This window comes from Geosporobacter ferrireducens (genome assembly GCF_001750685.1).
Lineage (GTDB): Bacteria > Bacillota > Clostridia > Peptostreptococcales > Thermotaleaceae > Geosporobacter > Geosporobacter ferrireducens.
On record NZ_CP017269.1, the window covers coordinates 1,102,405 to 1,123,885 of the forward strand.

The following is a 21,481-nucleotide window of genomic DNA, read 5'->3' on the forward strand; positions in this document are numbered from 1 at the left end:
CCAAGCTGTTACCATTTACAAACAGCACCAGTGGCTGCAGAGGTAACCATACTGGCATACTTCCCTAAATATCCTGCATATTTGACATCCTTTGGTTTAAAGCCTTGTCTTCTTTCCGCTAAAACCTGCTCATCTACTAAAAGCTCCAGCTTTCCAGCAGGGATATCAATCTCAATCCAATCTCCTTCTTCTACCAGTGCAATGGGTCCGCCGGCCTGTGCTTCTGGTGAAACATGACCGATAGAAGCACCTCTGGTAGCCCCAGAAAATCTTCCATCTGTAATCAATGCCACGCTTTTATCTAATCCCATTCCTGCCAATGCAGAGGTCGGTGTCAACATTTCACGCATTCCCGGACCCCCTTTTGGTCCCTCATAACGAATCACTACCACATCGCCTGCTTGAATTTTTCCTCCAAGAATTGCCGCTACAACCGCCTCTTCGCCTTCAAATACTCTGGCTTTTCCTTTATGCTGCATCATTTCTGGAACAACTGCTGATTTCTTCACTACAGCTCCATCTGGTGCCAGATTTCCTCGAAGAACCGCAATGCCTCCAGTGAGACTATAGGGTTCTTCGATCGGCCGGATTACTTCATAATCATTTACTTGATAGTGTGCAAAGAGCTCTCCCAATTTTTTGTTAGAAACAGTCCATGCATCATTCTCTAAGAATCCTTTTTTTCCCAGTTCATGCATAACAGCCATAATTCCTCCAGCTGCATACAAATCCTCTATATGATGGATCCCCCCAGGACTCAATCTGCACAGGTTTGGTGTCGTCTCGCTGATTACATGAATTTTATCTAAGTCTACCGGTACATCCGCTTCATGGGCAATGGCTGTCAGATGAAGAATCGTATTGGTTGAGCATCCTAATGCCATATCTACTCTCAAAGCATTGTCAAATGCCTGTGCTGTTAATATACTTCTCGCAGATACCTGATCTCTTACCAATTCCATAATCTTCATACCTGTATATTTAGCCAGCCTCGTTCTTTCTGCATAAACTGCAGGGATTGTACCGTTGCCAGGCAGTGCCATTCCGAGGGCTTCAGTCATACAATTCATAGAGTTAGCAGTAAACATCCCTGCACAGGAACCGCATCCAGGGCAAGCTTGTTCTTCCAAACGATAGAGTTCTTCCTCTGTCATTCGTCCTGCTTTCACTGCACCTACGGCTTCAAATACAGTGCTAAGATCTACTTTCTTGCCATTTACTTTTCCAGCCAGCATAGGTCCGCCACTAATGACGATGGCTGGAATATCCAGCCGTGCAGCGGCCATTAACATCCCTGGCACAATTTTATCGCAGTTGGGTACCAGAACAATACCGTCAAAACCATGGGCTTTCACCATGATCTCGATGCTGTCAGCAATCAGTTCTCTGCTGGCTAAAGAGTATTTCATCCCCTCATGATTCATGGCGATTCCGTCACATACACCGATAACCGGAAACTCCATGGGTGTTCCACCTTCCATTAGGACACCGTTCTTTACCGATTGAACAATCTCATTGAGGTGTCGATGGCCTGGAACAACTTCACTAAAAGCATTCGCTATCCCTATAAATGGTTTTTTGATTTCTTCGTCTGTTAGACCCAATGCCTTAAACAAAGATCTATGGGGTGCTTTCTCCACACCTGCCTTTACACTGTTGCTTCGCATCCTATTTCCCTCCTATTTCTTTAACCACGGCATCATGCTTCTCAGTTTCTTTCCTACTTCTACAATCGGATGCTCTAGTTCTTGTCTCTTTATGGCATTAAATTCGGCTCTATTAGACATATTTTCTAATATCCAATTTTTTGCAAACTGTCCTCTTTGAATCTCTTGAAGAACTTTTTTCATTTCCTTACGGGTTTCTTCTGTGACAATGCGTTTGCCAACCATGTAATCCCCATACTCCGCTGTATCACTAACACTATAACGCATTCTCTCTAATCCACCCTCATAAAGCAAATCCACAATCAGCTTCAGTTCATGAAGACATTCAAAGTATGCAACTTCTGGTTGATACCCAGCTTCTACCAATGTATCAAAGCCTGCTTTAATTAACTCTGTAGCACCTCCGCAAAGTACAGCTTGCTCTCCAAACAGGTCGGTTTCCGTTTCTTCTTTAAAAGTTGTCTCAAGAACACCTGCTCTGGTAGAACCAATTCCTTTTGCGTAGGCAAGTGCTAATTCTCTAGCGTTGCCTGTAGCATCTTGATAGACTGCAAAGAGTGCTGGCACTGCACAACCTTCTGTGTATAGTCTTCTTACTAGATGTCCAGGTCCCTTTGGTGCAACCATGAAAACATCTACATAAGGTGGTGGTACAATTTGACTAAAGTGAATATTAAAACCATGAGCAAAAGCAAGTGCATTCCCTTCTTCTAAATTAGGCTCAATTGCTTCTTTATAGAGCTTTCCTTGTTTTTCATCAGGTACTAGGATCATCACTACATCACTACCCTTTACTGCTTCAGCTACGGGTAACACTTCCAATCCGTCGTTTTCTGCTTTCACCTTGGATTTGCTTCCTTCATAAAGACCAACAACCACATTTACGCCACTTTCTTTTAAATTGAGTGCATGGGCATGCCCTTGACTCCCATAACCAATCACTGCAACTCTCTTACCCTCAAGGTATTGTAAATTTCCATCTTGTTCATAGTACATCTTTGCCATGTTTTTTTCCCCCTTAAATTTGTATGATTTATATTTTTTAAATTATTGGCAAAACACTAATTTCCAACTTCCATTCCAGTAAAACCTAATGATACTAATTCTCTTACACTATATACATCCACAAGCTTTTCCATCTGGTGGATAGCTAGGGTAATATTTTGCTGTTCTTCTGGCAGTGTAATGGTTAATAGTGCCTTATTAGGCTCTGTACTCTCTTCCATAACGATTTTTTTCATACAAAAGCCTTTTCTTCTCATCAATCCTGTAATTCGCATCAATACCTCGGGCTCATTATTGACCAGTGCACAAATTGTTTTATTCATGCTTACATTCCTCCTATTCACCAAAATTAAAAATCTCCCGTCCCTAGAATATAAAATATTTTATACTCTAGGGACGGGAGATTGATCACCCGTGGTACCACCCTTATTCACGATTTACTCACATAAATCGCCTCTTCAGGTCGAAAAAAATAATTTCTTTTAACCTTAGCCATATAACGGTGGCACTTCTATCATCATAGAAACCGGCCTTATCTACTAAGCAACCTTTTCGATTCGGCAGTTCAGGAGTGATTATTCTATACCACTTCGATGCTAACTCTCAGCCAACGTCAGCTCTCTGTAATCAAAGACCCGGTATTTTTCTCTCCCTCATAACTGTTTAAATATTCACTTAAAATAATTAAGATTAATTTTACTACCTATTTTACATTATGTCAAGCCATATAATAAAAGTTTTTTAAATTTACTAATTTTTCTATGTTTTTACTTATCGTCATTTACTTATAGATTGCGCTCCTAATCATGAAGCTGCGTAGGGAAGGAACTGCGTTTCCTACTGTAAATGAAACGGGCAGAGGGCGCCATAGTCGTTTTTTAAAGCATAGATCTATATACTAAATAACCAATTAAAGTGCAAGGTTATAACAGATACTTTGACAATACACAGAAGCCATAGACCTAAAAAAAGCCATCTGACCCGTTCTCTTATCTTGTATAAAAACCATAACTGTATATAAACGAAAAAAACAATTCCAAGACCTGTCCATAGCGGCATCTTTTCAAACATCGGTTGTAGAATTGGATTTGCCTCCTCAATCATACCAAGCTGCAATCCATATATTGTAAATATAACATCTAGAATTGTAAGACATAAAATGATAATAGTGATTTGGCATAGATTATTGGGTCTCATCCATAACACCCCGCTATAGTATATGTAACCATTTCTACTTTTGACTTAACTTAATCCTCTTTACATACACCTTATCATTTGAAATCATTTATAGTATTTAACTTCATATAAAAAGCTCTCTGGATAAATAATGTAATTTATGGAAAAAACAGTATTTTTGTTTATTCTTGAGATTATCCACCTATGCTTGTCACGATTTTATACCTCTTTGAATATGATGCATTAGAAGGAACATTAGTGGATGCTCTTTATTGCTACTTTCATACAAATAGAAAAAACCACTATTTCCCTAGCATAAAAAAGGAGTGATTTTATGGATAAATATGATCAAGATGATCAAAATGTAGAATCGATGCAGCAACCAAGGTTTCCTTTTGGTCCGCCTTTTGGACCTCCATTTAGGCCGCCTTTTAGGCCTCCTTTTAGACCACCTTTTAGACCACCTTTTAGACCACCAATTGCACCACCATTCATACCACCAATCACACCACCAGTGACACCGCCATTCATACCACCAATCACACCACCAGTGACACCACCATTCACACCACCGACAGCACCACCAACGACACCTCCTCCTGCTTTTATACCAGCGCAGCCACCTACACTCTTCTTCGTTGATCCCGGGGCTATTCGACCTTGTCTCTTTAGATTCACTTTTATTTGGTTGACGACAGGGCAGGCATTTTGGACTTTTCTAGTGTTCGTAGGGCCTACCTCCGTATCAGGCTTCCGATGGACAGGATTCAATTGGGTATTCTTCGGAACAGATTTGAGAAATATCAGTACCTTCGTCTGCGTCTAGATGGTTGTTCTTTCATAAAAATAAAAACTGAGAGGTCTTCTCTCAGTTTTTATCGTGTTCGTAGGAATCTCCCACCTCTAAGCGAAGCGTAGGTGGGAGTAGTTCAAATGTCTTTAGTATTATATTGAGTGGTGTTTATTCTTATAAAATCTAAAATCAATCCAGTCAGCAGTCCACCTATAAATCCTGAAAAAAGCATGATACCCATTAGTATTCTGGCTAGATCTTCAAATCCGTTATATTGCCCGGTTCGAATCATTATAACATGATAAATGCATGTACCAAGTGCAGCTATTCCAGGAATATATTTTATCCATCTCCTTCTCAGAAAGATCCGGTGGAGTAAATAGGTTGCTGCTGCAAAAACAATAATAATTACAAGCAAAATAGGAATAAGTCTATTCATAACAATCATCTCCCTGGTTTATAGTATTGCTAATATGTCCCTACTATATTTATTTGACGAAAAAAATATATAATTGTTCCTTAAGGCTTTTTCAGGATTATGGCAAATATAAAAATCTACGAAACCATAATGCAGCCGTACAAATTCCTGCAGCCATGCACAGATCCATTAGCCCTCTGTATCCCATTTCAGGAATACTTTCCTGATCTACAGCCTTTTGAATATCTTCTAGAATCAAATCCAGATTTGGAATCTTTCGATATCCTGCAATCGACAGATCCCATTTACTGCGTTTAATCGTTCCTTGTTCTAATTTAATAGTCGTTTCAGACTCTCCCAGCAGCAGTATAAATTCTGACGTCCCACTTTTCTTTTCCAATACCAGTTTGTATTGTTGAAAGGTATCCAGCACTATTTTCTCCAATTTGTCTCCTGCTATATCATAGATGGTAACTGTTCTCTTTCTTATGGACATAAAAAAGAATGGCAGTGAAATTAAAAGGAAACTCCCTACGTACCCCCACGATATTCTATCGGTAAAGTCTAAGTCCAACAGCCTTATTTGAAAACCAATTCCTAAAACTCCAATTATAATATTAAAAATAGTAGAATCAGGAAAGAAAACTTCTCCTTGCATTTTTTTGATACCACTAACCATTAAATTTCCTACCAAAACTGCCAACATAACGACACTGTATAAAAATTTAAAATTCAAGTCCAAATCCCCCTTGCAGCTCCCTTTGTTTCTTTCTGTTTCCCTATTTGACCTTCGTATTTATTATTTTACTATATTCACTATACGAATTGACCGATAAATATGGTAAAATGTTTCAAAGATTTTTCATAAGAGAGGATGTTGGAAATGGAGCAAAAAAATAGAGAGTTTATAGAGCGAAGAAAAGGGCCTGATATTCTGGTCCGTTTGGTTCATTGGCTGGGTGCTGCAGCTTGGATTATTATGTTTTTTATTCTAGCTATCACCGATCGTGCTAAACCCCAGATGGCAACCTTCTTTGATAGATTTTTTAAAATTCAAGTCCGTGAAACTTGGAATTATAGTCTTGTTCAATGGTCTTTCTATCTAATGATCCTTCTAAGCATTCTTTGCATCATTGGTCTCTTGGTCAACGCCAAAAGACATAGAAGAAAAAGCGACCGATACAGTTTTTCCCTGATCATGATGCTGATATTGGCCGTTGTGGGGATTCTAATGTATATAGCAAGCTTTTAATCACTGCTGTAAGAAATGGAGTTGATATCTTTGTATTTTTTAATGGCTATTACTAAGTGTGTTTTGAGTGTTGTTATTATTAATATATTTCTATATTTTATTGACAATAAATTTAATTTGAGAAAATTATTTAATGATAGATTTGACCTCAAACTCCTAGCAATAATCTCATTTCTAGCACTCTATTTTTTTATCAGACAAAAAGTAATTGATCCCGATATTCGCTTTGGAATTATTTTTGGCACATTTTATTTTTTATTTTTTTCTAAAAAAATGCTGCGTTAAAATTCTATTACCGGCATATCACTATACCCATTACATACTTTTGGTCAGAAAAATTTTTTTCTCTGCATCGCACATCATTATAAGTACACTCTCTTTTGATTTGAATATTATATATTACCAAAACGATAATCCTAATTGGTATTAATAGATAGCAAAGGAGGTGGAAATGTATGAGTGATGCATTAGGTGGGCTCTTTGGATGCACTCCTGATCAAAAATCCTCACTATTATTTTTCTTCTTATTACTTGTAATACTATTCAAAGGACCTTTTAAAAAAATATTTAAAGCAGATGATGAATTACTATTCTTCTTCTTGTTATTAGTCATTCTTTTCTGCCAACCAATAATTGGAGGATTCTTTAAACCATGGTAAATTTTAAGGAATAGGAGGATCACCCCTTCTTATTCCTTATACATAAAATACCGTAATGCATTCATTAGCATCATGCTGCAATCCTGCCATGACCCAACTAAATATACTACCTTCACACTAAATTAGGGAGTGATCAAAGTGTATGACTATTTGCGCACTGCACAAACTTATCGCATTACTGTTAATACAACTTCTCGAACCCTAACCTTATACCGTAATGACCAATGGTTCAAGTCTTATCCTGTCGCTGTTGGTAAGACATCTACACCTACGCCTAAGGGCACATTTAAGATTGTAAACAAATCTGTAAATCCTGGCGGACCTTTCGGTGCAAGATGGATGGGCTTAAGCAAACCTCACATTGGAATTCATGGAACAAATAATCCTTCATCTATCGGAAACGCTGTATCTCATGGCTGTATAAGAATGCATAATAAAGATGTTACTGAACTTTATAATCTAGTTCCAATTGGAACGATTGTAAAGATTCTATAAACATTAAGAAGCGTAAATCTATATAAAATATCCCCGTAATTACTTTGTAAGGTATTCCAGAACTTCTCTGGTTTTCCTAATACCTTCTTCTTTTTCAGCATCGAGTATCATCTCGGGGAAGCCGAGAGGATACTGTAATGGATCCCTTTGTCAAGACACAAAATTGCGCCTGCTAAGTTAATCCTCCTTCTTATATATTTTTAGACATGTTAAGCAGCCATATAGACGTTATATGGGATCTGATGATCAGGAGATTGATGCTTTCCTTCACAGTTATAAAAATCCATGTACTCGTCTAGCAAGCTTCTACTTTATCCCAATAATTTCCTTCAAAAAATAATTAAACTACTCAATTTATGAGTAGTTATCTTCGTATTTGGTGGAGCATAGGGGATTCGAACCCCTGACCCCCACACTGCCAGTGTGGTGCGCTCCCAGCTGCGCTAATGCCCCAATACCGATAATACTATTTTAATCACAGGCGGACAAAATGTCAATAGGTAATTCCTAGGACAGTTTTGTAATTAGCTCCAAAATATCTGCGGGAATAGAGGCTTTTACCTCCATCGGCTCCCCAGTTCTGGGGTGTAAAAAACGTAAAATTTCTGCATGGAGCGCCTGTCTTTCAATGAGGATATCCGCTTTTCCACCATATAATTCATCTCCAAGGATAGGATGCCCAATATAGCTCATATGTACCCTTATTTGATGGGTACGCCCGGTTTCCAGGAGGAGTCTTACCACAGTAGCATCCTTCAGCTGTTCCACTGCCTCATAGTGTGTTATAGAAGGCTGTCCGCCCGCATATACCTTTCTGGTGATATCCTCAGGGTACGGTCTCCCGATGGGCGCATCCACCGTTCCTTTTTCCGTCTCCAAGCACCCTTTTATTACTGCCAGGTACCTCTTTTCCACTTGATTATCAATCATTTGTTTCGAAAGCTCCTGTTGGATATAAGGGTTTTTCGCAATAATGATGAGCCCTGAGGTATCCCGGTCCAGACGGTTGACGAATCGGATTTTAAAGGATTCTCCTCGTTCTTGCATATAGTAAACAATTGCGTTGGCCAATGTTCCTATAGGATGTCCTTTCGTCGGATGAACCACTAAGCCAGGTTGTTTATTCAGTATTAACAGATCCATATCTTCGTAAACCACATCAATAGGAATATTCTGTGGTTCAAATTGATTGCTTTCCTCTTCCATGATCACTTCCACACGATCCCCTTTGCGCAGCCTGGCATGAAAAGCAATTTTATTTCCATTCACCAATATATTTTTTGTACGCTTTAGCTTTCTGACCAGCCGGCTGGATAGCCTCATCTGATCATATAGGATCTCCTTCAACTCCATTCCCTCGTGTTCTCTATCTATTTCAAAAACAAGCCTTCCTGCAACTTCCTGTTGTTTGTTTTCTTTCAAATCATTCACCTGCCGTCCTTAGTTTCACATCATATCCTATTATAGGGCGTCCGTCCAAATTCGTCAATTTCGAACAGCATTTCATCTAACTTTAATATTTTTTCCACAATGGGCAAATCCGCTTCTACATAAGAAAATTCCAAAAATTCCTCTAGACTGATCCATCTAAAATCATTACATGCCAATGCTGCCCCCTCACCACCAATAAAATCACAAAGATAGCAAAGCAATAATATAGTTTTACTCTTGTAAGCATGATAGACGACTTTGAAAATGTCCAATACCTTAATCTCTAAGTTTAACTCCTCTAAAATCTCTCTGCGCAAGCATTCTTCCGGTGTCTCCCCAATTTCCAGCTTTCCTCCGGGAAATTCCCACTGCAGATGATGGTCCCCATGAGCTAGCCTCTGGGCAATCAGAATTTTACGTTCTTTTCGAATAACTGCAGCGGTGACAACCAACGGCTCCATAGCTTCCTCTCCTTCATTCATATACCTTAGCATATCCATTTGTTCACTTCTTTACAACCTTTTCAAAAGCTTTTGCATAAGATAAAAAGAATATAAATTTCTTTAAGATTCATACTAAATATGTTACAATATACTAAAAATTTCCGAATATGAAAATGGGGTAAGGCATGATGAATAATAATAATTGTCTCATTAATATTGTATCAAACGACAGACCCATCTCAAAAGAAACGGGTAGAATTTTAAGAGAGAAGTTAGAAAAAAATGGTTTTACCATATCTGAAACCTTTGATTATAAAGCAGACTTAGTTGTTTGTATTGGTGGAGACGGCTCTTTTTTAAGGACACTTCACGAATATAGATTTCCAGACATTCCCATTATAGGGATCAATACGGGACATCTTGGCTTCTTCCAGGAGCTTTCCCCCTACCAGCTGGATGAATTCATTTTCCGTTATCAGAAGGGAGATTATGTGATCCAGGAACTCCATCCTGTAGAAGCCCTTGTTTGTACACGCACCAGCTGTATAGAGATCATGGGAATTAACGAAATTACGATTAAGGGAGACAAGTCGAGAACGATTCATCTAAATATCAGCTTAGATGAAAGCTTCGTTGAGAAATTTAGCGGTGACGGTATCCTTGTGGCTACACCTACGGGCAGTACTGCATATAACTATTCCCTGGGAGGGAGTATTGTCGATCCCCGGTTAAATCTTTTACAGATCACACCGATTGCACCCATCAATACGATTGCATACCGCTCCTTTACCTCCAGTGTTATCGTTCCCAAAGAAACAGCGATTAAGATTCATCCTGAATATACCTTTGAAAACTCTATTTTGATCGTAACTGACGGCATGGAGCACAAATACAATGAGATTGTAGAAATTTATTTGAAAATGTCTAAGATGAAGACCAAATTGCTGCGCTTGAAAAATTATGATTTTTGGAATAAGGTTAAAGAAAAGTTCTTGTAAAAAAATAAAGGAGATGATGGCTCATCTCCTTTATTTTTTTATTCATTATACAATAGATTTTTCTTCTACGTCAGCATTGTAGATCGCTTCGTTTAGTTCTCCCTCAGACTTCGCAATGATCAATGTACATACAGCATCTCCTGTAATGTTGATCGCTGTTCTTGCCATGTCAAGGATTCTATCGATACCGATAATCAATGCAATACCTTCGATCGGTAAGCCTACTGCTTGAAGTACCATGGATAGCATGATCAGACCAACGCCAGGTACTCCTGCTGTACCTACAGAAGCCAATGTGGCTGTCAAAATTACGGTTAAGATTGCATTTAATCCTAAATCAATGCCATATACCTGTGCAATAAATATTGTTGCTGCACCTTGCATGATTGCTGTACCGTCCATGTTGATTGTAGCACCTAGCGGTATAGTAAAAGAAGAAATTCCTTTGCTAACCCCCAGTTTTTCTTCAACTACTTCCAATGTTACAGGAAGTGTAGCACCAGAGCTGGCAGTTGAAAAAGCAACACTCATTGCTGCAGAAAACTTTTTGAAGAAAGTAATTGGATTTAATTTTGTAAATGCTACCAGTAATCCGGTATAAGTGAATATCGCATGTAATGCTAGCGCGCCTAATACACAAAGCATGTAGGCTGCTAATGGCTTCATCGCTGCAAATCCTAATCCTGAGAAAGTCTTGGCGATTAAGCAGAATACCCCGTATGGAGCAAGCAACATTACTAGACCAACCATTTTCATCATCAGATCATTTAGGTGGTCAAACATTTCAACAATCGGCTTTACTTTCTTTCCAATTGCAGCCAATCCTGTACCAAACAGTAGAGCAAATACAATAATTTGAAGCATTTCACCGCTTGCCATAGCTGCTATTGGATTTCCCGGAACCATATCTGTGATAACCTTCACCAAAGGCTTGGCCTCAGCAATTGTCGGTTCACTCTTTACTAATGAAGACATGTCTAATCCAATACCAGGATTTACAATCGTAGACAGTACAATAGCAATGGTAATTGCAATTGCTGTAGTAACCAGGTAAAATCCTAGTGTCTTGGTTCCTACTCTGCCTAATTTTTTAATATCAGACATAGAAGCAGCACCGTTTACAAGGGATACAAATACTAATGGAACAACCATCATTTTAATTGCATTCAAGAACACAGTCCCCACTAATGTAAAGATTCCATCTACTAAAATCTTGTCTCTGAAATGGGATGGGCCCATCTTGTTAAGAATAAGACCTACGATAAGACCGATGATAAGACCGATAAAAATTTTGGTAGTTAAACCCATTTTTTTGTTGCTCATATAGTCATCCTCCTTTTTATAATAATTTATTAAGATATCGTAATAGTAAACGCTATCCTACTGAAAACTACAAAAAAAAACTAAAACATACAGGTTTTAGTTTTAAAATTTCAAATTATGAAAGTCATGCAAGAATTTTATTCATTTTTAAGAATTACAAAAATACCTTCTAAAAACTTTTTAACACTAATTTTCCCTCCATAAGCTGTTTTTCCTCGAATAAAGTCCATCTGTTTTCTAATCTCGCCAAAGTCAAATATAGTATTACTAAAACGAGTGAATAATTCATTTCCATAATCTTCAATTCCAAGGTTGGCAATGTTGCTGAGGGCTTTATTAATCGCTCTGCGAATTCTCTGTTCAATTGCAGCGGTATTCGAAGTTATTTCATACTGATGTACATAGCGGAGATTTAATCGATTGTACAACTCTGACATTTTTTGGTTAAGCATATGATTTCTGCTGTTTTCATCCGTTTCCATCAACATTAGAAGCAGTTCCACAATGTCATTGCTCCCGGCTTCCCCAATAATACCCAATTGAGAGAGTATTTTTTTGATCTTATCCTTATCGCTATAGCCAGTAGACTCCTGATGCGCCGTCAAGCCCTTTAGCATATTGATTCCTTGCATAGCTTTTTCAAAGGATTGGATCACTTCCTGCATCTTCATTTTTTCCTTTACTTTATTGATAACGGATAAAACCTCAATCACATTAATCGGTTTATTAATAAAGAATTCAATGCCATTGGTATAAGCCTTGGAAACCATTTCCTTTGCAGTTACTTGAGAAATCATAATAAAATGTGCCTTACTGTTGCTTGCCTTTAATTCAGATACAATGGCTATACCATCCATCACTGGCAACAGTAAGTCCACCAATACGATATGGGGGTTTAAAATGGGTATATCATGAACTGCCGTTATGCCATGATCTGCCTCCCCGATTACATCTCCCAGATTGTATTGGCAAATAATATTTTTTAATATTTGCCGGATACTCCTGTCATCATCCACAATATAGAAGTTATATTGCATATTACCACTTCCTGTTCATAATTTTCGTTGTGGGGATTTTTATAATAAAAACAGTCTTGGCATCCTTTCTAGACGATACAGAGATTTCACCTTGAAAATGATTTTCTACAATATGCTTAACATGGGTTAATCCGATACCGGTAGACATTTCCCCTGTCATGGGATTAAACTTTGTAGAAAATCCTGGCTCAAAAATATATTCTAATTCTTCTCTATCTATACCACTGCCATTATCAATCACACGAAATACACAATTTGTCTTTTCTATTTCTTCAGTAATTGTGATAATTCCTACCTCATTAATGGCTTCTATCGCATTAATGATCAGGTTATTTAGAATAGAAATCAATTGATAAAAATCCTTTGTCTGAAAGTTATGTTTGTATTTAAACCGCAGAATGATGTTTTTGTTTTTGGAAGAAATGAGCTTCTTAGTATTGTCGTTAATGATAGCAAAAATATCTCTTATATCCATAGAGAGGTCCTCATGCTCTTCTGACAAAACCTTTTCAATGCCTGCTACCACCCGCATATAATCTTTTTTAATTTCATGAATATCCTTTGCTACCAGTAGAGCATCATCTTTCAATTCCGTTGTTTGAAGTCTTTCGTAAAGATGATAGCTTCGTTTCATCGCTTCCTCAATATCGGCAATAGACTTTCGTAAAAAAAACAATTCTGTTTTGAGACTGGATATAAAAAGAATTAGCTCACGATACTTATTTTCCTTTCGTTCTCGCTCGAAACGCTGCATATAGTATATGGATAGGGTATAAATCAAAAGGGTAAGAATCGATCTCAGCGCACCCATAAGAATAATGGCAAGAATCACTCCCTCAAAAGGGTATTCTATGGGTTCATTTCGTAAAGCAATCTCAATGATATTGGCCATGCTGTCACAAAACCATAGGGACAACAGAAAAATCTCAATCTTGTTTATCTTTTCCCGTATCTGTAGCATATCAAAGAGGATTCCAAAAAATACATAAAAAAGTACCACAGGATAGTGTATTTCAAAAGCCTGTGCAAAGGTAGCTTCTGGATTACCAGCAATGTATACAAAGGACCGGAATATAAACATAAAGAGTCCTACCATACTGGTAGCCAAATTTATGGATATGTCCTTAAAGTACAACAACATTAAAGATAATGCTGTCACACTAAAAGAAAATCTAAATCTCGAAGAAAATGGATTTAAATAAATCTGTCCTAAAAATACAGTTAGAATACAAGTAGCAAATATCTTTTCAACTTTTTTTTGGTCCAGCTCCAAAATCACACCTACTTTATACTTTGTAGTGTAAAATCAACTCTGCTCCTGTGGATTTTTCCCTTACAATCAAAAATTTATCAAAATTCAATTCGCAATATTCAGCAAACTCTTTCATCGAGCAATCCCGCTGCTTAATTTCCAGTACAATTACAGATACCCGATCCCATCCATACCCCATAAGCTTTCTTGCTGCATCCTTATGAATCAACTCTTCCGGAACAGAACCAAAAACATTTCCTCGAATCACCTCATGGGTTTGCCAGAATTTATTATGTGAATCTAAGGCTTTAGCATCTTTCAAATCTGATGTGCGCTTCTGGGCAAATTCTTCAAGATAAGTTCCCTCATAATAGTTTCTCTTTAAAACCGGTTTATATAAAAAGGAAATTTCATTGATTTCATTTGTTCGAATATTTTTTTGTACACTTTTTTTCTCGTCAATTACTTGCTTGAGTTTTACGCATACATCCATCATTTCATTGACTAAGGCCTCTGTCCGTACTTTGTTCCCCGTGGCAGCCGCCTTCTCCAGCTCAGAGACTACTCTTTTCATAATTTGTATACTTTGCTGCATGATAATCTCCTTCCGACACAAACATTGCATATATACTCTATTATAGCATTAATTATGGAATAGATTAAGAAAAATTACAGATACTGAAGGATATAGAATTTTGTAAGGGAGGCTTTTCATGTACTGTCCTAATTGCACCAATGGAAAACTAATTTTAAAGGATGAAGTTACTTATGTTTATCAATATGATATCCAAGATAATGGAGAAGTAAAATGGAAGGATGCGGAAGGCTATACCTCCTATCTTTTTTTCGACCGGGAACAGAAGGATTTTAAGCAGTATGTACAATGCAGCAAATGTGAAACCATTTACCTCCATATAGTCGAAAGCCGTGAAGATATGGACATGATTATTTTAAAAAAAGCAATTCATTCTAGAGGTCCTGTTTCCAACGATTTCTTTATTTAGAAGAATAACCGGCAGTATTGCCGGTTATTCTATAGCAGTATTTTATCGTTGTTGTAATTCCCGGAATTTAGAGAGTGCTTCTCCTTCCGTCCAACGGTTATGGTATTCGTTAACTTTATAAAAGTATAATTCATTGGTTTTCCGTATATATTGCCACCTTCCTGTCAAATAGGAGACTTCTCCTTCTGATAAAAGTTGCTCAATCATTCTGCCATTTCCTTCATAGAGATCCTCATAGGTCTCCTGCAGACTATCATACTCCAATCCCATGCGAAAGTAGGTGTCCATTGCCATGGATTTCAGAACCCACTCGTATTGTTTGGACAGGATAATCGACAGTTGTTTATATTTTTTTGCCTTAATAAAAATAATTGTCTGGATATCCTCTGTAGGCTTATAGCCTTCCTCCAGATTTGCAAATATGAGCTGGTGCATAGGCAAATACCCTTTTTGCCGGAAAGGCTCCTCCAATACTTTAAAAACCTCTTCATCATTAACCTGCTGAAGCTTCTCCAAAGCTTCTTCACCAATTACTTCATCCAACTTCAGATTTAGTACAATGTCTGGGAGTAGTTCACGATTGACCCATACCCAGTCCAGGGTCGTAAAATCTTCTATATCCAATATGGCTTCCAAGGAAGCGCCTTTGATGCTTTCTAGAATTTTTTTGCTCATTTGATCACCGCCTGCATGTTTGATTAGAAATATTGTTTTTAACTTAACCTTCGTCTTTGCTTTTCATACGTCCTATTTTATCATATACTGATGAGGAATAGGATGTAATATGTATCTATAATCCAGAGAATAATAACGGTATAAAATTGGTCATTTGTCAGGAGGTATGTAAATGCAAAAAGCAGTTTTTTTGGATCGAGATGGTGTCATTAATGATAATAAAGATCCGGTCAATAAGCCTGAGGATTTAAAGCTTTATCCTTGGACTGCACAAGCTATAAAGATGTTTAATGAAGCAGGCTTTCATGTTTATGTAGTAACCAATCAAGGAGGAATTGAGATGGGATATTTTACCCATGAAGATTTGCAGGGAATTCATGAACGCATGGTCACAGAGTTATCTCAGCAGGAAGTAATCATTCACGGAGTAGAATATTGCCCTCATTTTAAGACCAAATGCCAATGTCGAAAACCTAAGCCAGGCATGATTCTTAAGATTGCTAAGGAGCATAAAATTGATTTAAACGCTTCTTATATGGTTGGAGATCGGGAAATGGATATCGATGCAGGCCTGCAAGCCGGCTGTAAAACTGTCAAAATTGGTGCTCCTTATAAAAAAGCTGACTTCCAAGTGAATAATCTTCTGGAAGCAGCAAACTTAATCCTTTCCCATGTACAGTAAAATAGTATCAGTCTGTACTGATACTATTTTGATCTTCACTTATACGAAATTTATGTATGGGTCTTCCCACACTTCCGTATTCCAACTCAATATCTACAATCCTTTTTTCTGCCAGATATTCCATATATCTTCTGGCGGTAACTCTTGCAATTCCTACAGCCTGAGCCAATTCCATAGAGGTAAGATATTCAGTATGCTGTCTTAAATAGTTAAGGATGGAATCCAGCGTTACCTGGTTTAATCCTTTCGGCAGCGGATTTTCTTCTTGTTCCTGAGAAGCATATAAAATACTGTCTAAATCTTTCTGTTGAAATACTTCCGTTTCTTGAAGCTTTTCTTTGAATCGCTTGTAGTTTTGCAGCGCCTCTTTAAAACGGTCAAATTTAAAGGGCTTTATGATGTAGTCCACTACACCGTATCGGATAGCTTCCTGAACGGTTTGCACACTCTTATCTGCAGTAATGAGTATCACATCTGAATTAACCCCTCTTTTTCGTATTTCCTTTAAAGTAGTCAATCCATCCACCCTCGGCATAAAAATATCTAAAAGAATCAACTGGGGTTTTACTGTCTCCAGCATTTTTAAAGCCTCTTCCCCATGGCTGGCAACTGCAAGCACACGAAAATCTTTTAATTTAGCTATAAATCTCTTATTGATTTCCTGCACCATCGGATCATCTTCAACAATCAACACACTAATCTCTTTCATTGACTCACCACTTTATATTTTTTTGGAATACTTATAATTGCTTCTGTACCTACATCCGTTTGACTATCTATCCATATGGTCCCTTCCAGACTATCCAGAATTTGCTTTACTAAAGCCAATCCTACACCTTTATTTTCTCCAACCTTTGTAGTAAACCCAAATTCAAAAATCTTACTGAGGTGGATATCATCAATTCCTTCTCCCGTATCCGTCACAATAATTTCCAGTTCCTCTTCTTCATCATTTAAGGTAAGACTTACCTTTCTTTTGCCTTTCTCCATACCACTTACGGCATCAATGGCATTTTCTAAAAGATTTCCAATGATGGTAACCAGCATGTTGGTATCCAAGGCCTCAGTACGGCTGAGCTTGCTGCTGGGGTCCATGGTAAAATCAATTTTTAACTCCTGCATCTTATTGTACTTTGCCAGCAGCAGGCCTGAAATAGCGTCATCCTTAATATTTTTCGCCAGAAAACCCAACATTTCCTCCTGTATTTCGCTAATGCTATCAATATATTTTATTGCTTCATCATAAGACTTTAATTGAAGCAATCCGTATATGGTATGAAGCTTATTTAAAAACTCATGATTTTGTGCTCTCAATGCATCGATAAAGCGTTTTACTCCCGTAAGTTGTTCCGCAAGGCCGCGCAGTTCAGTTAAATCCCGGAAACTGGATACGGCACCTACCACTTCTCCCTTTATGTTGATAGGGAGGGTATTGGCTACAATGGCACGATGGTTATCCAAAATATGTTCTCGATCATGCTCCGGAATACCCGATACAATTACCTCCGGCATATGACTGTTGTGGACAATTTCCCGGATATCCCTGCCAATGACATCTTCCGTTAACTTCAGAATCTTTTTTCCTTCTCCATTGATCATGGTAATTCGATACTGATTATCCACAGCAATAATCCCTTCTTTGACTGTTTGAAGAATAATATGTCTTTCCTTTAACAGTTTTGCGATTTCTTCCGGCTCCAATCCCATAATCTGGTTCTTAATATTCTTCGCCAGCATGGCAGCACCAAATATTGTAAGCACAAATCCGCCTAACAGTATGTAGTAAAAACCGCTTTCTATCTCTGTCAGAAATTTTGTGAAATGAGGATAGAGCATACTTACAACAACGACACCAACCTGCTGTCCATCCCGAAAAATCGGCGCATATGCTTTGATAGAAGGTCCTGTTGAACCTTCTCCTTTAGAGATATAGGATTTTCCAAGGAAGGCTTGTTTCTCATCGCCGCCTAAAAATATTTTTCCGATTTTACTAAAGGCCGGATGTGCATACCGAATGCCCTGCATGTCCATAACCACGATATATTCAGCACTGGTAGCCCTTCGAATTTCTTCTACAAGGGGCTGAATTACCCACTCTCCCCTTGCCTGGCCCACGTGAATCTGAATATCCCGGATCAAGGATACAGTCTTTGCAACATTCATGGCGTTTTTACCCAATACGTTGTGAATACTATTATCAATATACCATAGACTGAATGTGCCAATCCCTGCCAGTAGTACCATAACTGTCAATGTTGTAAAAACAATGATTTTAATTCGTAAGGTTGCTTTACCATATCGTTTTATAGGGCTCACCCCTGCTTTAGTTATTTAATGCAATTATATAATATAGGGTGAATGCAATACAAGATGTGTTCTATGCTTTTAATTCTCCATAAAGTCTGCTAATATTGCCAAAAAAATGCTATAATAATAACTTAGGAGGTGAATTCAATGAATTTTTTATTCTTCACAGTTTCTGCAGGTGAAGGCCATAACCAAGTAGCAAAAACGGTTGCTGATCAATTGAAGAATCACGATCCGGGACATAATGTGGAAATCATTGATACGTTCAACTATATGCATCCCCATCTTCATAAAATTGTTTTTGAAGCATATATCAAATCCATAAAATATATTCCTGCACTATATGGTTTTATTTATAAACGTTCAGAATACACAGACAGCTCTATTACTGATGTCAGTGAATTTCTTAATAAGGTACTGCTTTCCAAGAAATTGCTGCGCCTCATAGATGATTTTAAGCCGGATGTGATTGTGTGTACCCACCCTTTCCCGGCGGAAGCCTTATCTGTGTTAAAAAGAAAAAACAAGATCAATATCCCTATTATATCCATCCTTACAGACTATGCAATCCATCCTAGCTGGATCAACAAAGAGGTGGATTATTACATTCTTCCTTCAGAAAACTTCATCCATGAATTCCAATATTGGCAGATTCCACCTGAAAAAGGCAGATTTCTGGGGATCCCGGTTGATGAAAAATTCAAAGCCCAATTAGATCGAAATCAACTATGTGCCAAACTTGGCGTAGAAAATACTTTTACGGCCTTGATCATGGGCGGCGGATTGGGCTTGGGCAATATTACAGAAACTTTGAATTATCTTTTTACTTATAATATTGATATACAAATTATTGCCATCGCTGGTAAAAATGAGGAGCTTTACCGCTATCTTTCCCAGATCAACAGGGACAATCTTAAAGTCTTCGGCTATGTAAACAACATTGATGAGTTTATGTCTGTATCGGATATCATTATTACGAAGCCTGGCGGCATTACGGTCACCGAGTCCCTTATAAAAGAGCTGCCCATTATTGTAACCTGGAATTTGCCCGGGCAAGAAGAACGGAATACAGAATTTATTTTAAACAATGGTATTGGCATGGTGGCCACAAGCCCCAACTCCTTGATCTCCTGCATCAGTCTGTTAAAAGAAGACAAAGAAAAATATGGCATCATCCAGCAAAACATGCACAGGCTCCGTAAACCGGATTCTACAAAAGCAATTGTAGAATTTCTTCTGAATCTTTCATAAAAAAAGCATTGGTGTACTTGATACGCCAATGCTTTTTCTATGAAATTTCCAAGCCTTTCTTAACCCCTATGCTTTGGACAGTATAGATACACAAAATTCATCTTTTTTCCGCAACAGCAGTACCACATACCGCCATAGCATCCGCAAGATTCTTTTTGTCCTGCTGTCAGCTTACATTCCTGGTGTTCTGGACCGCTATGACATGCATGAACCGGCTCATATTGCGACAAGATATCATTATCTAGCAATTCTTTATTTTCACTAGTTTTCAGCATATCTATCTTTGTTTTTATTTCTTTTGGCAAGTCTTCATAACTTCTCTGAATATCTGTCGCATCTAGTTTTAATTCTATTTCTTCTGCCAGATCTTTATATCTTTTCTGTGCATCTGCTGCGTCTAGCTGTTTACTTTCTTGAAATACGTTAAATGTCAATACAAATATTATCATTGCCATGAGCAACACAAGTGCTTTCTTATTTTTCATAACCTTCCCCCTTAATATAACCGTGTCTTGGATTATGTATATTCAGTTTACAGAAAGTCTTTCTTCAACTCAGTCAAACGTATAGAAGAATTTATTAAAATGTAATCATTGATATGAATATTTTACCATAAACTTATAGGTAATAATTGTATTTTTTTAAAAATTATGTAAATTTCTCTGTGACTTTTCACTTTTTTAGAAAAGCAAAAGGCTCGCTGGTTTTTAAAAAAACAGTGAGCCTTTCAATAATTTTATTGATCTTAATTTTCTAAGAATGTCTACATAAATAATAGATAGATGAATTTTCTTATTTACATATTTATGTTTCTTAATAACCTAATATATGATAGCCGCAATCTACATGAATATTTTCACCGGTAATCCCGCTGCTCAAGGAACTGCATAGGAAAAGGGCAGTATTCCCTACCTCTTCTGTCAGAATCAATCTCCCCATAGGAGATTTTTCTTCAAATTCGTTCAGCATCGTTGAAAAGTTTTTTATCCCCTTGGCTGCCAGCGTTTTAATGGGCCCTGCAGATATAGCATTGACACGGATATTTTCTTTTCCCAGATCAACAGCCAGATATTTGACACTGGCTTCCAGTGCTGCTTTTGCTACACCCATCACATTATAATTCTTTATCACCCGTTCGCCCCCCAGATAGGTTAGGGTAACAATGCTTCCTCCACCTGTCATCAATGGTTTTGCATATTTGGTTACAGCAACCAAAGAATAGGCACTGATTTCCTGCGCCATTAAATATCCTTCCCGGGAGGTATCAAAGTAACATCCTTCCAGTTCTTCTTTTTTCGCATGGGCAATGCTGTGTATAATCCCATGCAGCATCCCAAACTTCTCTCCAACTTGTTGAAAAGTAGCCTCGATATCTTGATCATTTTGTACATCACAGGGAATGAGCGGTGCTTCCGGCATAGTACCGTGAATTAGCTTTCGTATATTTTCTTCACTTTTTTGTCCCTGATATGTAAAGGCTAGACAGGCTCCGGCCTCATGAAGCTTTTGCGCAATTCCCCAAGCAATACTCCACTTATTGGCCACACCCATCACCAAAATATTTTTACCCTTTAACAATTGTTGCATTTTATGCTCCCCTTTCCTATACCTTG

At 37.8% G+C, this 21,481-nt stretch carries 25 protein-coding genes, 1 tRNA gene and 1 other annotated feature; of the genes, 7 read left to right on the forward strand and 19 right to left on the reverse strand.

From position 1 onward, the window contains the following. Positions 1 to 8: 8 nt before the first annotated feature. From ilvD to Gferi_RS05595, 7 genes are all read right to left on the reverse strand, one after another. Positions 9 to 1,667, reverse strand: a complete 1,659-nt coding sequence (ilvD, locus tag Gferi_RS05565) for a dihydroxy-acid dehydratase (RefSeq protein ID WP_069974638.1) — start codon at positions 1,665 to 1,667, stop codon at positions 9 to 11. A gap of 12 nt (positions 1,668 to 1,679) precedes the next feature. Next, positions 1,680 to 2,672 (reverse strand): ketol-acid reductoisomerase, encoded by a 993-nt coding sequence (ilvC, locus tag Gferi_RS05570; RefSeq protein WP_069974639.1) that lies wholly within the window; start codon positions 2,670 to 2,672, stop codon positions 1,680 to 1,682. Between the two features lie 56 nt (positions 2,673 to 2,728). After that, a complete protein-coding gene (locus tag Gferi_RS05575) occupies positions 2,729 to 2,995 on the reverse strand; it encodes an ACT domain-containing protein (RefSeq protein ID WP_069974640.1) in 267 nt (88 codons plus the stop codon). 66 nt (positions 2,996 to 3,061) lie between these two features. Then, positions 3,062 to 3,338: a binding site (T-box leader), on the reverse strand. A 225-nt stretch (positions 3,339 to 3,563) separates the two neighbouring features. After that, positions 3,564 to 3,869 (reverse strand): DUF5658 family protein, encoded by a 306-nt coding sequence (locus Gferi_RS29410; protein ID WP_069974641.1) that lies wholly within the window; start codon positions 3,867 to 3,869, stop codon positions 3,564 to 3,566. 336 nt (positions 3,870 to 4,205) lie between these two features. After that, a complete protein-coding gene (locus Gferi_RS27985) occupies positions 4,206 to 4,619 on the reverse strand; it encodes a hypothetical protein (protein WP_069974642.1) in 414 nt (137 codons plus the stop codon). 158 nt (positions 4,620 to 4,777) lie between these two features. Further along, a complete protein-coding gene (locus tag Gferi_RS05590) occupies positions 4,778 to 5,080 on the reverse strand; it encodes a hypothetical protein (RefSeq protein ID WP_069974643.1) in 303 nt (100 codons plus the stop codon). Between the two features lie 97 nt (positions 5,081 to 5,177). After that, positions 5,178 to 5,795, reverse strand: a complete 618-nt coding sequence (locus Gferi_RS05595) for a hypothetical protein (RefSeq protein WP_069974644.1) — start codon at positions 5,793 to 5,795, stop codon at positions 5,178 to 5,180. Between the two features lie 147 nt (positions 5,796 to 5,942). Here Gferi_RS05595 and Gferi_RS05600 point away from each other — a divergent pair, with 147 nt between their 5' ends. The 3 genes from Gferi_RS05600 (at position 5,943) to Gferi_RS05615 (ending at position 7,465) form a co-directional block, all read left to right on the forward strand. Next, a complete protein-coding gene (locus tag Gferi_RS05600; RefSeq protein ID WP_069974645.1) occupies positions 5,943 to 6,311 on the forward strand; it encodes a hypothetical protein in 369 nt (122 codons plus the stop codon). Between the two features lie 455 nt (positions 6,312 to 6,766). After that, on the forward strand, positions 6,767 to 6,970 hold the full coding sequence (locus Gferi_RS05610; protein ID WP_069974647.1) for a hypothetical protein: 204 nt from the start codon (positions 6,767 to 6,769) through the stop codon (positions 6,968 to 6,970). 138 nt (positions 6,971 to 7,108) lie between these two features. Next, the gene (locus Gferi_RS05615) at positions 7,109 to 7,465 is read left to right on the forward strand and encodes a L,D-transpeptidase (RefSeq protein WP_083273398.1); all 357 of its coding nucleotides are present in this window, start codon (positions 7,109 to 7,111) and stop codon (positions 7,463 to 7,465) included. Positions 7,466 to 7,842: 377 nt separating this feature from the next. Here Gferi_RS05615 and Gferi_RS05620 read toward each other — a convergent pair. The 3 genes from Gferi_RS05620 to Gferi_RS05630 all read right to left on the reverse strand — a co-directional run bounded on the left by Gferi_RS05620 (position 7,843) and on the right by Gferi_RS05630 (position 9,396). Beyond that, positions 7,843 to 7,918, reverse strand: a tRNA-Ala gene (locus Gferi_RS05620). 54 nt (positions 7,919 to 7,972) lie between these two features. Then, positions 7,973 to 8,887, reverse strand: coding sequence for an RluA family pseudouridine synthase (locus Gferi_RS05625; RefSeq protein WP_236932701.1), 915 nt, complete (start codon positions 8,885 to 8,887; stop codon positions 7,973 to 7,975). Between the two features lie 29 nt (positions 8,888 to 8,916). Then, a complete protein-coding gene (locus Gferi_RS05630) occupies positions 8,917 to 9,396 on the reverse strand; it encodes a (deoxy)nucleoside triphosphate pyrophosphohydrolase (RefSeq protein ID WP_269466096.1) in 480 nt (159 codons plus the stop codon). Positions 9,397 to 9,524: 128 nt separating this feature from the next. Between Gferi_RS05630 and Gferi_RS05635 the strand changes: the two genes are divergently transcribed. Next, the gene (locus Gferi_RS05635; RefSeq protein WP_330389595.1) at positions 9,525 to 10,337 is read left to right on the forward strand and encodes an NAD(+)/NADH kinase; all 813 of its coding nucleotides are present in this window, start codon (positions 9,525 to 9,527) and stop codon (positions 10,335 to 10,337) included. Between the two features lie 45 nt (positions 10,338 to 10,382). Here Gferi_RS05635 and Gferi_RS05640 read toward each other — a convergent pair whose 3' ends face one another. The 4 genes from Gferi_RS05640 to Gferi_RS05655 form a co-directional block, all read right to left on the reverse strand. Then, positions 10,383 to 11,660: a dicarboxylate/amino acid:cation symporter gene (locus Gferi_RS05640; protein ID WP_069974650.1), complete on the reverse strand. Its 1,278-nt coding sequence runs from the start codon at positions 11,658 to 11,660 to the stop codon at positions 10,383 to 10,385. A 137-nt stretch (positions 11,661 to 11,797) separates the two neighbouring features. Continuing rightward, positions 11,798 to 12,697 carry a response regulator gene (locus Gferi_RS05645; protein WP_069974651.1) on the reverse strand — a complete coding sequence of 300 codons (900 nt, stop codon included), beginning with the start codon at positions 12,695 to 12,697 and terminating at the stop codon, positions 11,798 to 11,800. 1 nt (position 12,698) lies between these two features. Continuing rightward, positions 12,699 to 13,970 (reverse strand): sensor histidine kinase, encoded by a 1,272-nt coding sequence (locus Gferi_RS05650; RefSeq protein ID WP_069974652.1) that lies wholly within the window; start codon positions 13,968 to 13,970, stop codon positions 12,699 to 12,701. A 13-nt stretch (positions 13,971 to 13,983) separates the two neighbouring features. Continuing rightward, on the reverse strand, positions 13,984 to 14,544 hold the full coding sequence (locus tag Gferi_RS05655) for a hypothetical protein (protein ID WP_069974653.1): 561 nt from the start codon (positions 14,542 to 14,544) through the stop codon (positions 13,984 to 13,986). A 118-nt stretch (positions 14,545 to 14,662) separates the two neighbouring features. On the opposite strand from Gferi_RS05655, the gene Gferi_RS05660 reads away from it, so the two are divergent. Further along, on the forward strand, positions 14,663 to 14,953 hold the full coding sequence (locus tag Gferi_RS05660; protein WP_069974654.1) for a hypothetical protein: 291 nt from the start codon (positions 14,663 to 14,665) through the stop codon (positions 14,951 to 14,953). 42 nt (positions 14,954 to 14,995) lie between these two features. Here Gferi_RS05660 and Gferi_RS05665 read toward each other — a convergent pair whose 3' ends face one another. Further along, positions 14,996 to 15,628 carry a hypothetical protein gene (locus Gferi_RS05665; RefSeq protein WP_069974655.1) on the reverse strand — a complete coding sequence of 211 codons (633 nt, stop codon included), beginning with the start codon at positions 15,626 to 15,628 and terminating at the stop codon, positions 14,996 to 14,998. 172 nt (positions 15,629 to 15,800) lie between these two features. Here Gferi_RS05665 and Gferi_RS05670 point away from each other — a divergent pair, with 172 nt between their 5' ends. After that, a complete protein-coding gene (locus Gferi_RS05670) occupies positions 15,801 to 16,310 on the forward strand; it encodes a D-glycero-alpha-D-manno-heptose-1,7-bisphosphate 7-phosphatase (RefSeq protein ID WP_069974656.1) in 510 nt (169 codons plus the stop codon). 7 nt (positions 16,311 to 16,317) lie between these two features. On the opposite strand, the gene Gferi_RS05675 is transcribed toward Gferi_RS05670, so the two are convergent. Then, positions 16,318 to 17,019 (reverse strand): response regulator, encoded by a 702-nt coding sequence (locus Gferi_RS05675; RefSeq protein ID WP_069974657.1) that lies wholly within the window; start codon positions 17,017 to 17,019, stop codon positions 16,318 to 16,320. Beyond that, positions 17,016 to 18,626, reverse strand: a complete 1,611-nt coding sequence (locus tag Gferi_RS05680) for an ATP-binding protein (RefSeq protein WP_083273399.1) — start codon at positions 18,624 to 18,626, stop codon at positions 17,016 to 17,018. Before Gferi_RS05680 ends, Gferi_RS05675 begins: the two co-directional genes overlap by 4 nt. A gap of 138 nt (positions 18,627 to 18,764) precedes the next feature. Between Gferi_RS05680 and Gferi_RS05685 the strand changes: the two genes are divergently transcribed. Further along, complete coding sequence (locus tag Gferi_RS05685) at positions 18,765 to 19,868, forward strand: MGDG synthase family glycosyltransferase (protein ID WP_069974658.1); 1,104 nt, start codon at positions 18,765 to 18,767, stop codon at positions 19,866 to 19,868. Between the two features lie 59 nt (positions 19,869 to 19,927). On the opposite strand, the gene Gferi_RS05690 is transcribed toward Gferi_RS05685, so the two are convergent. Both Gferi_RS05690 and fabI read right to left on the reverse strand, forming a co-directional pair. Continuing rightward, positions 19,928 to 20,353: a hypothetical protein gene (locus Gferi_RS05690; RefSeq protein ID WP_069974659.1), complete on the reverse strand. Its 426-nt coding sequence runs from the start codon at positions 20,351 to 20,353 to the stop codon at positions 19,928 to 19,930. A 328-nt stretch (positions 20,354 to 20,681) separates the two neighbouring features. Next, positions 20,682 to 21,455, reverse strand: a complete 774-nt coding sequence (gene fabI, locus Gferi_RS05695) for an enoyl-ACP reductase FabI (RefSeq protein ID WP_069974660.1) — start codon at positions 21,453 to 21,455, stop codon at positions 20,682 to 20,684. Between the last annotated feature and the right edge of the window lie 26 nt (positions 21,456 to 21,481).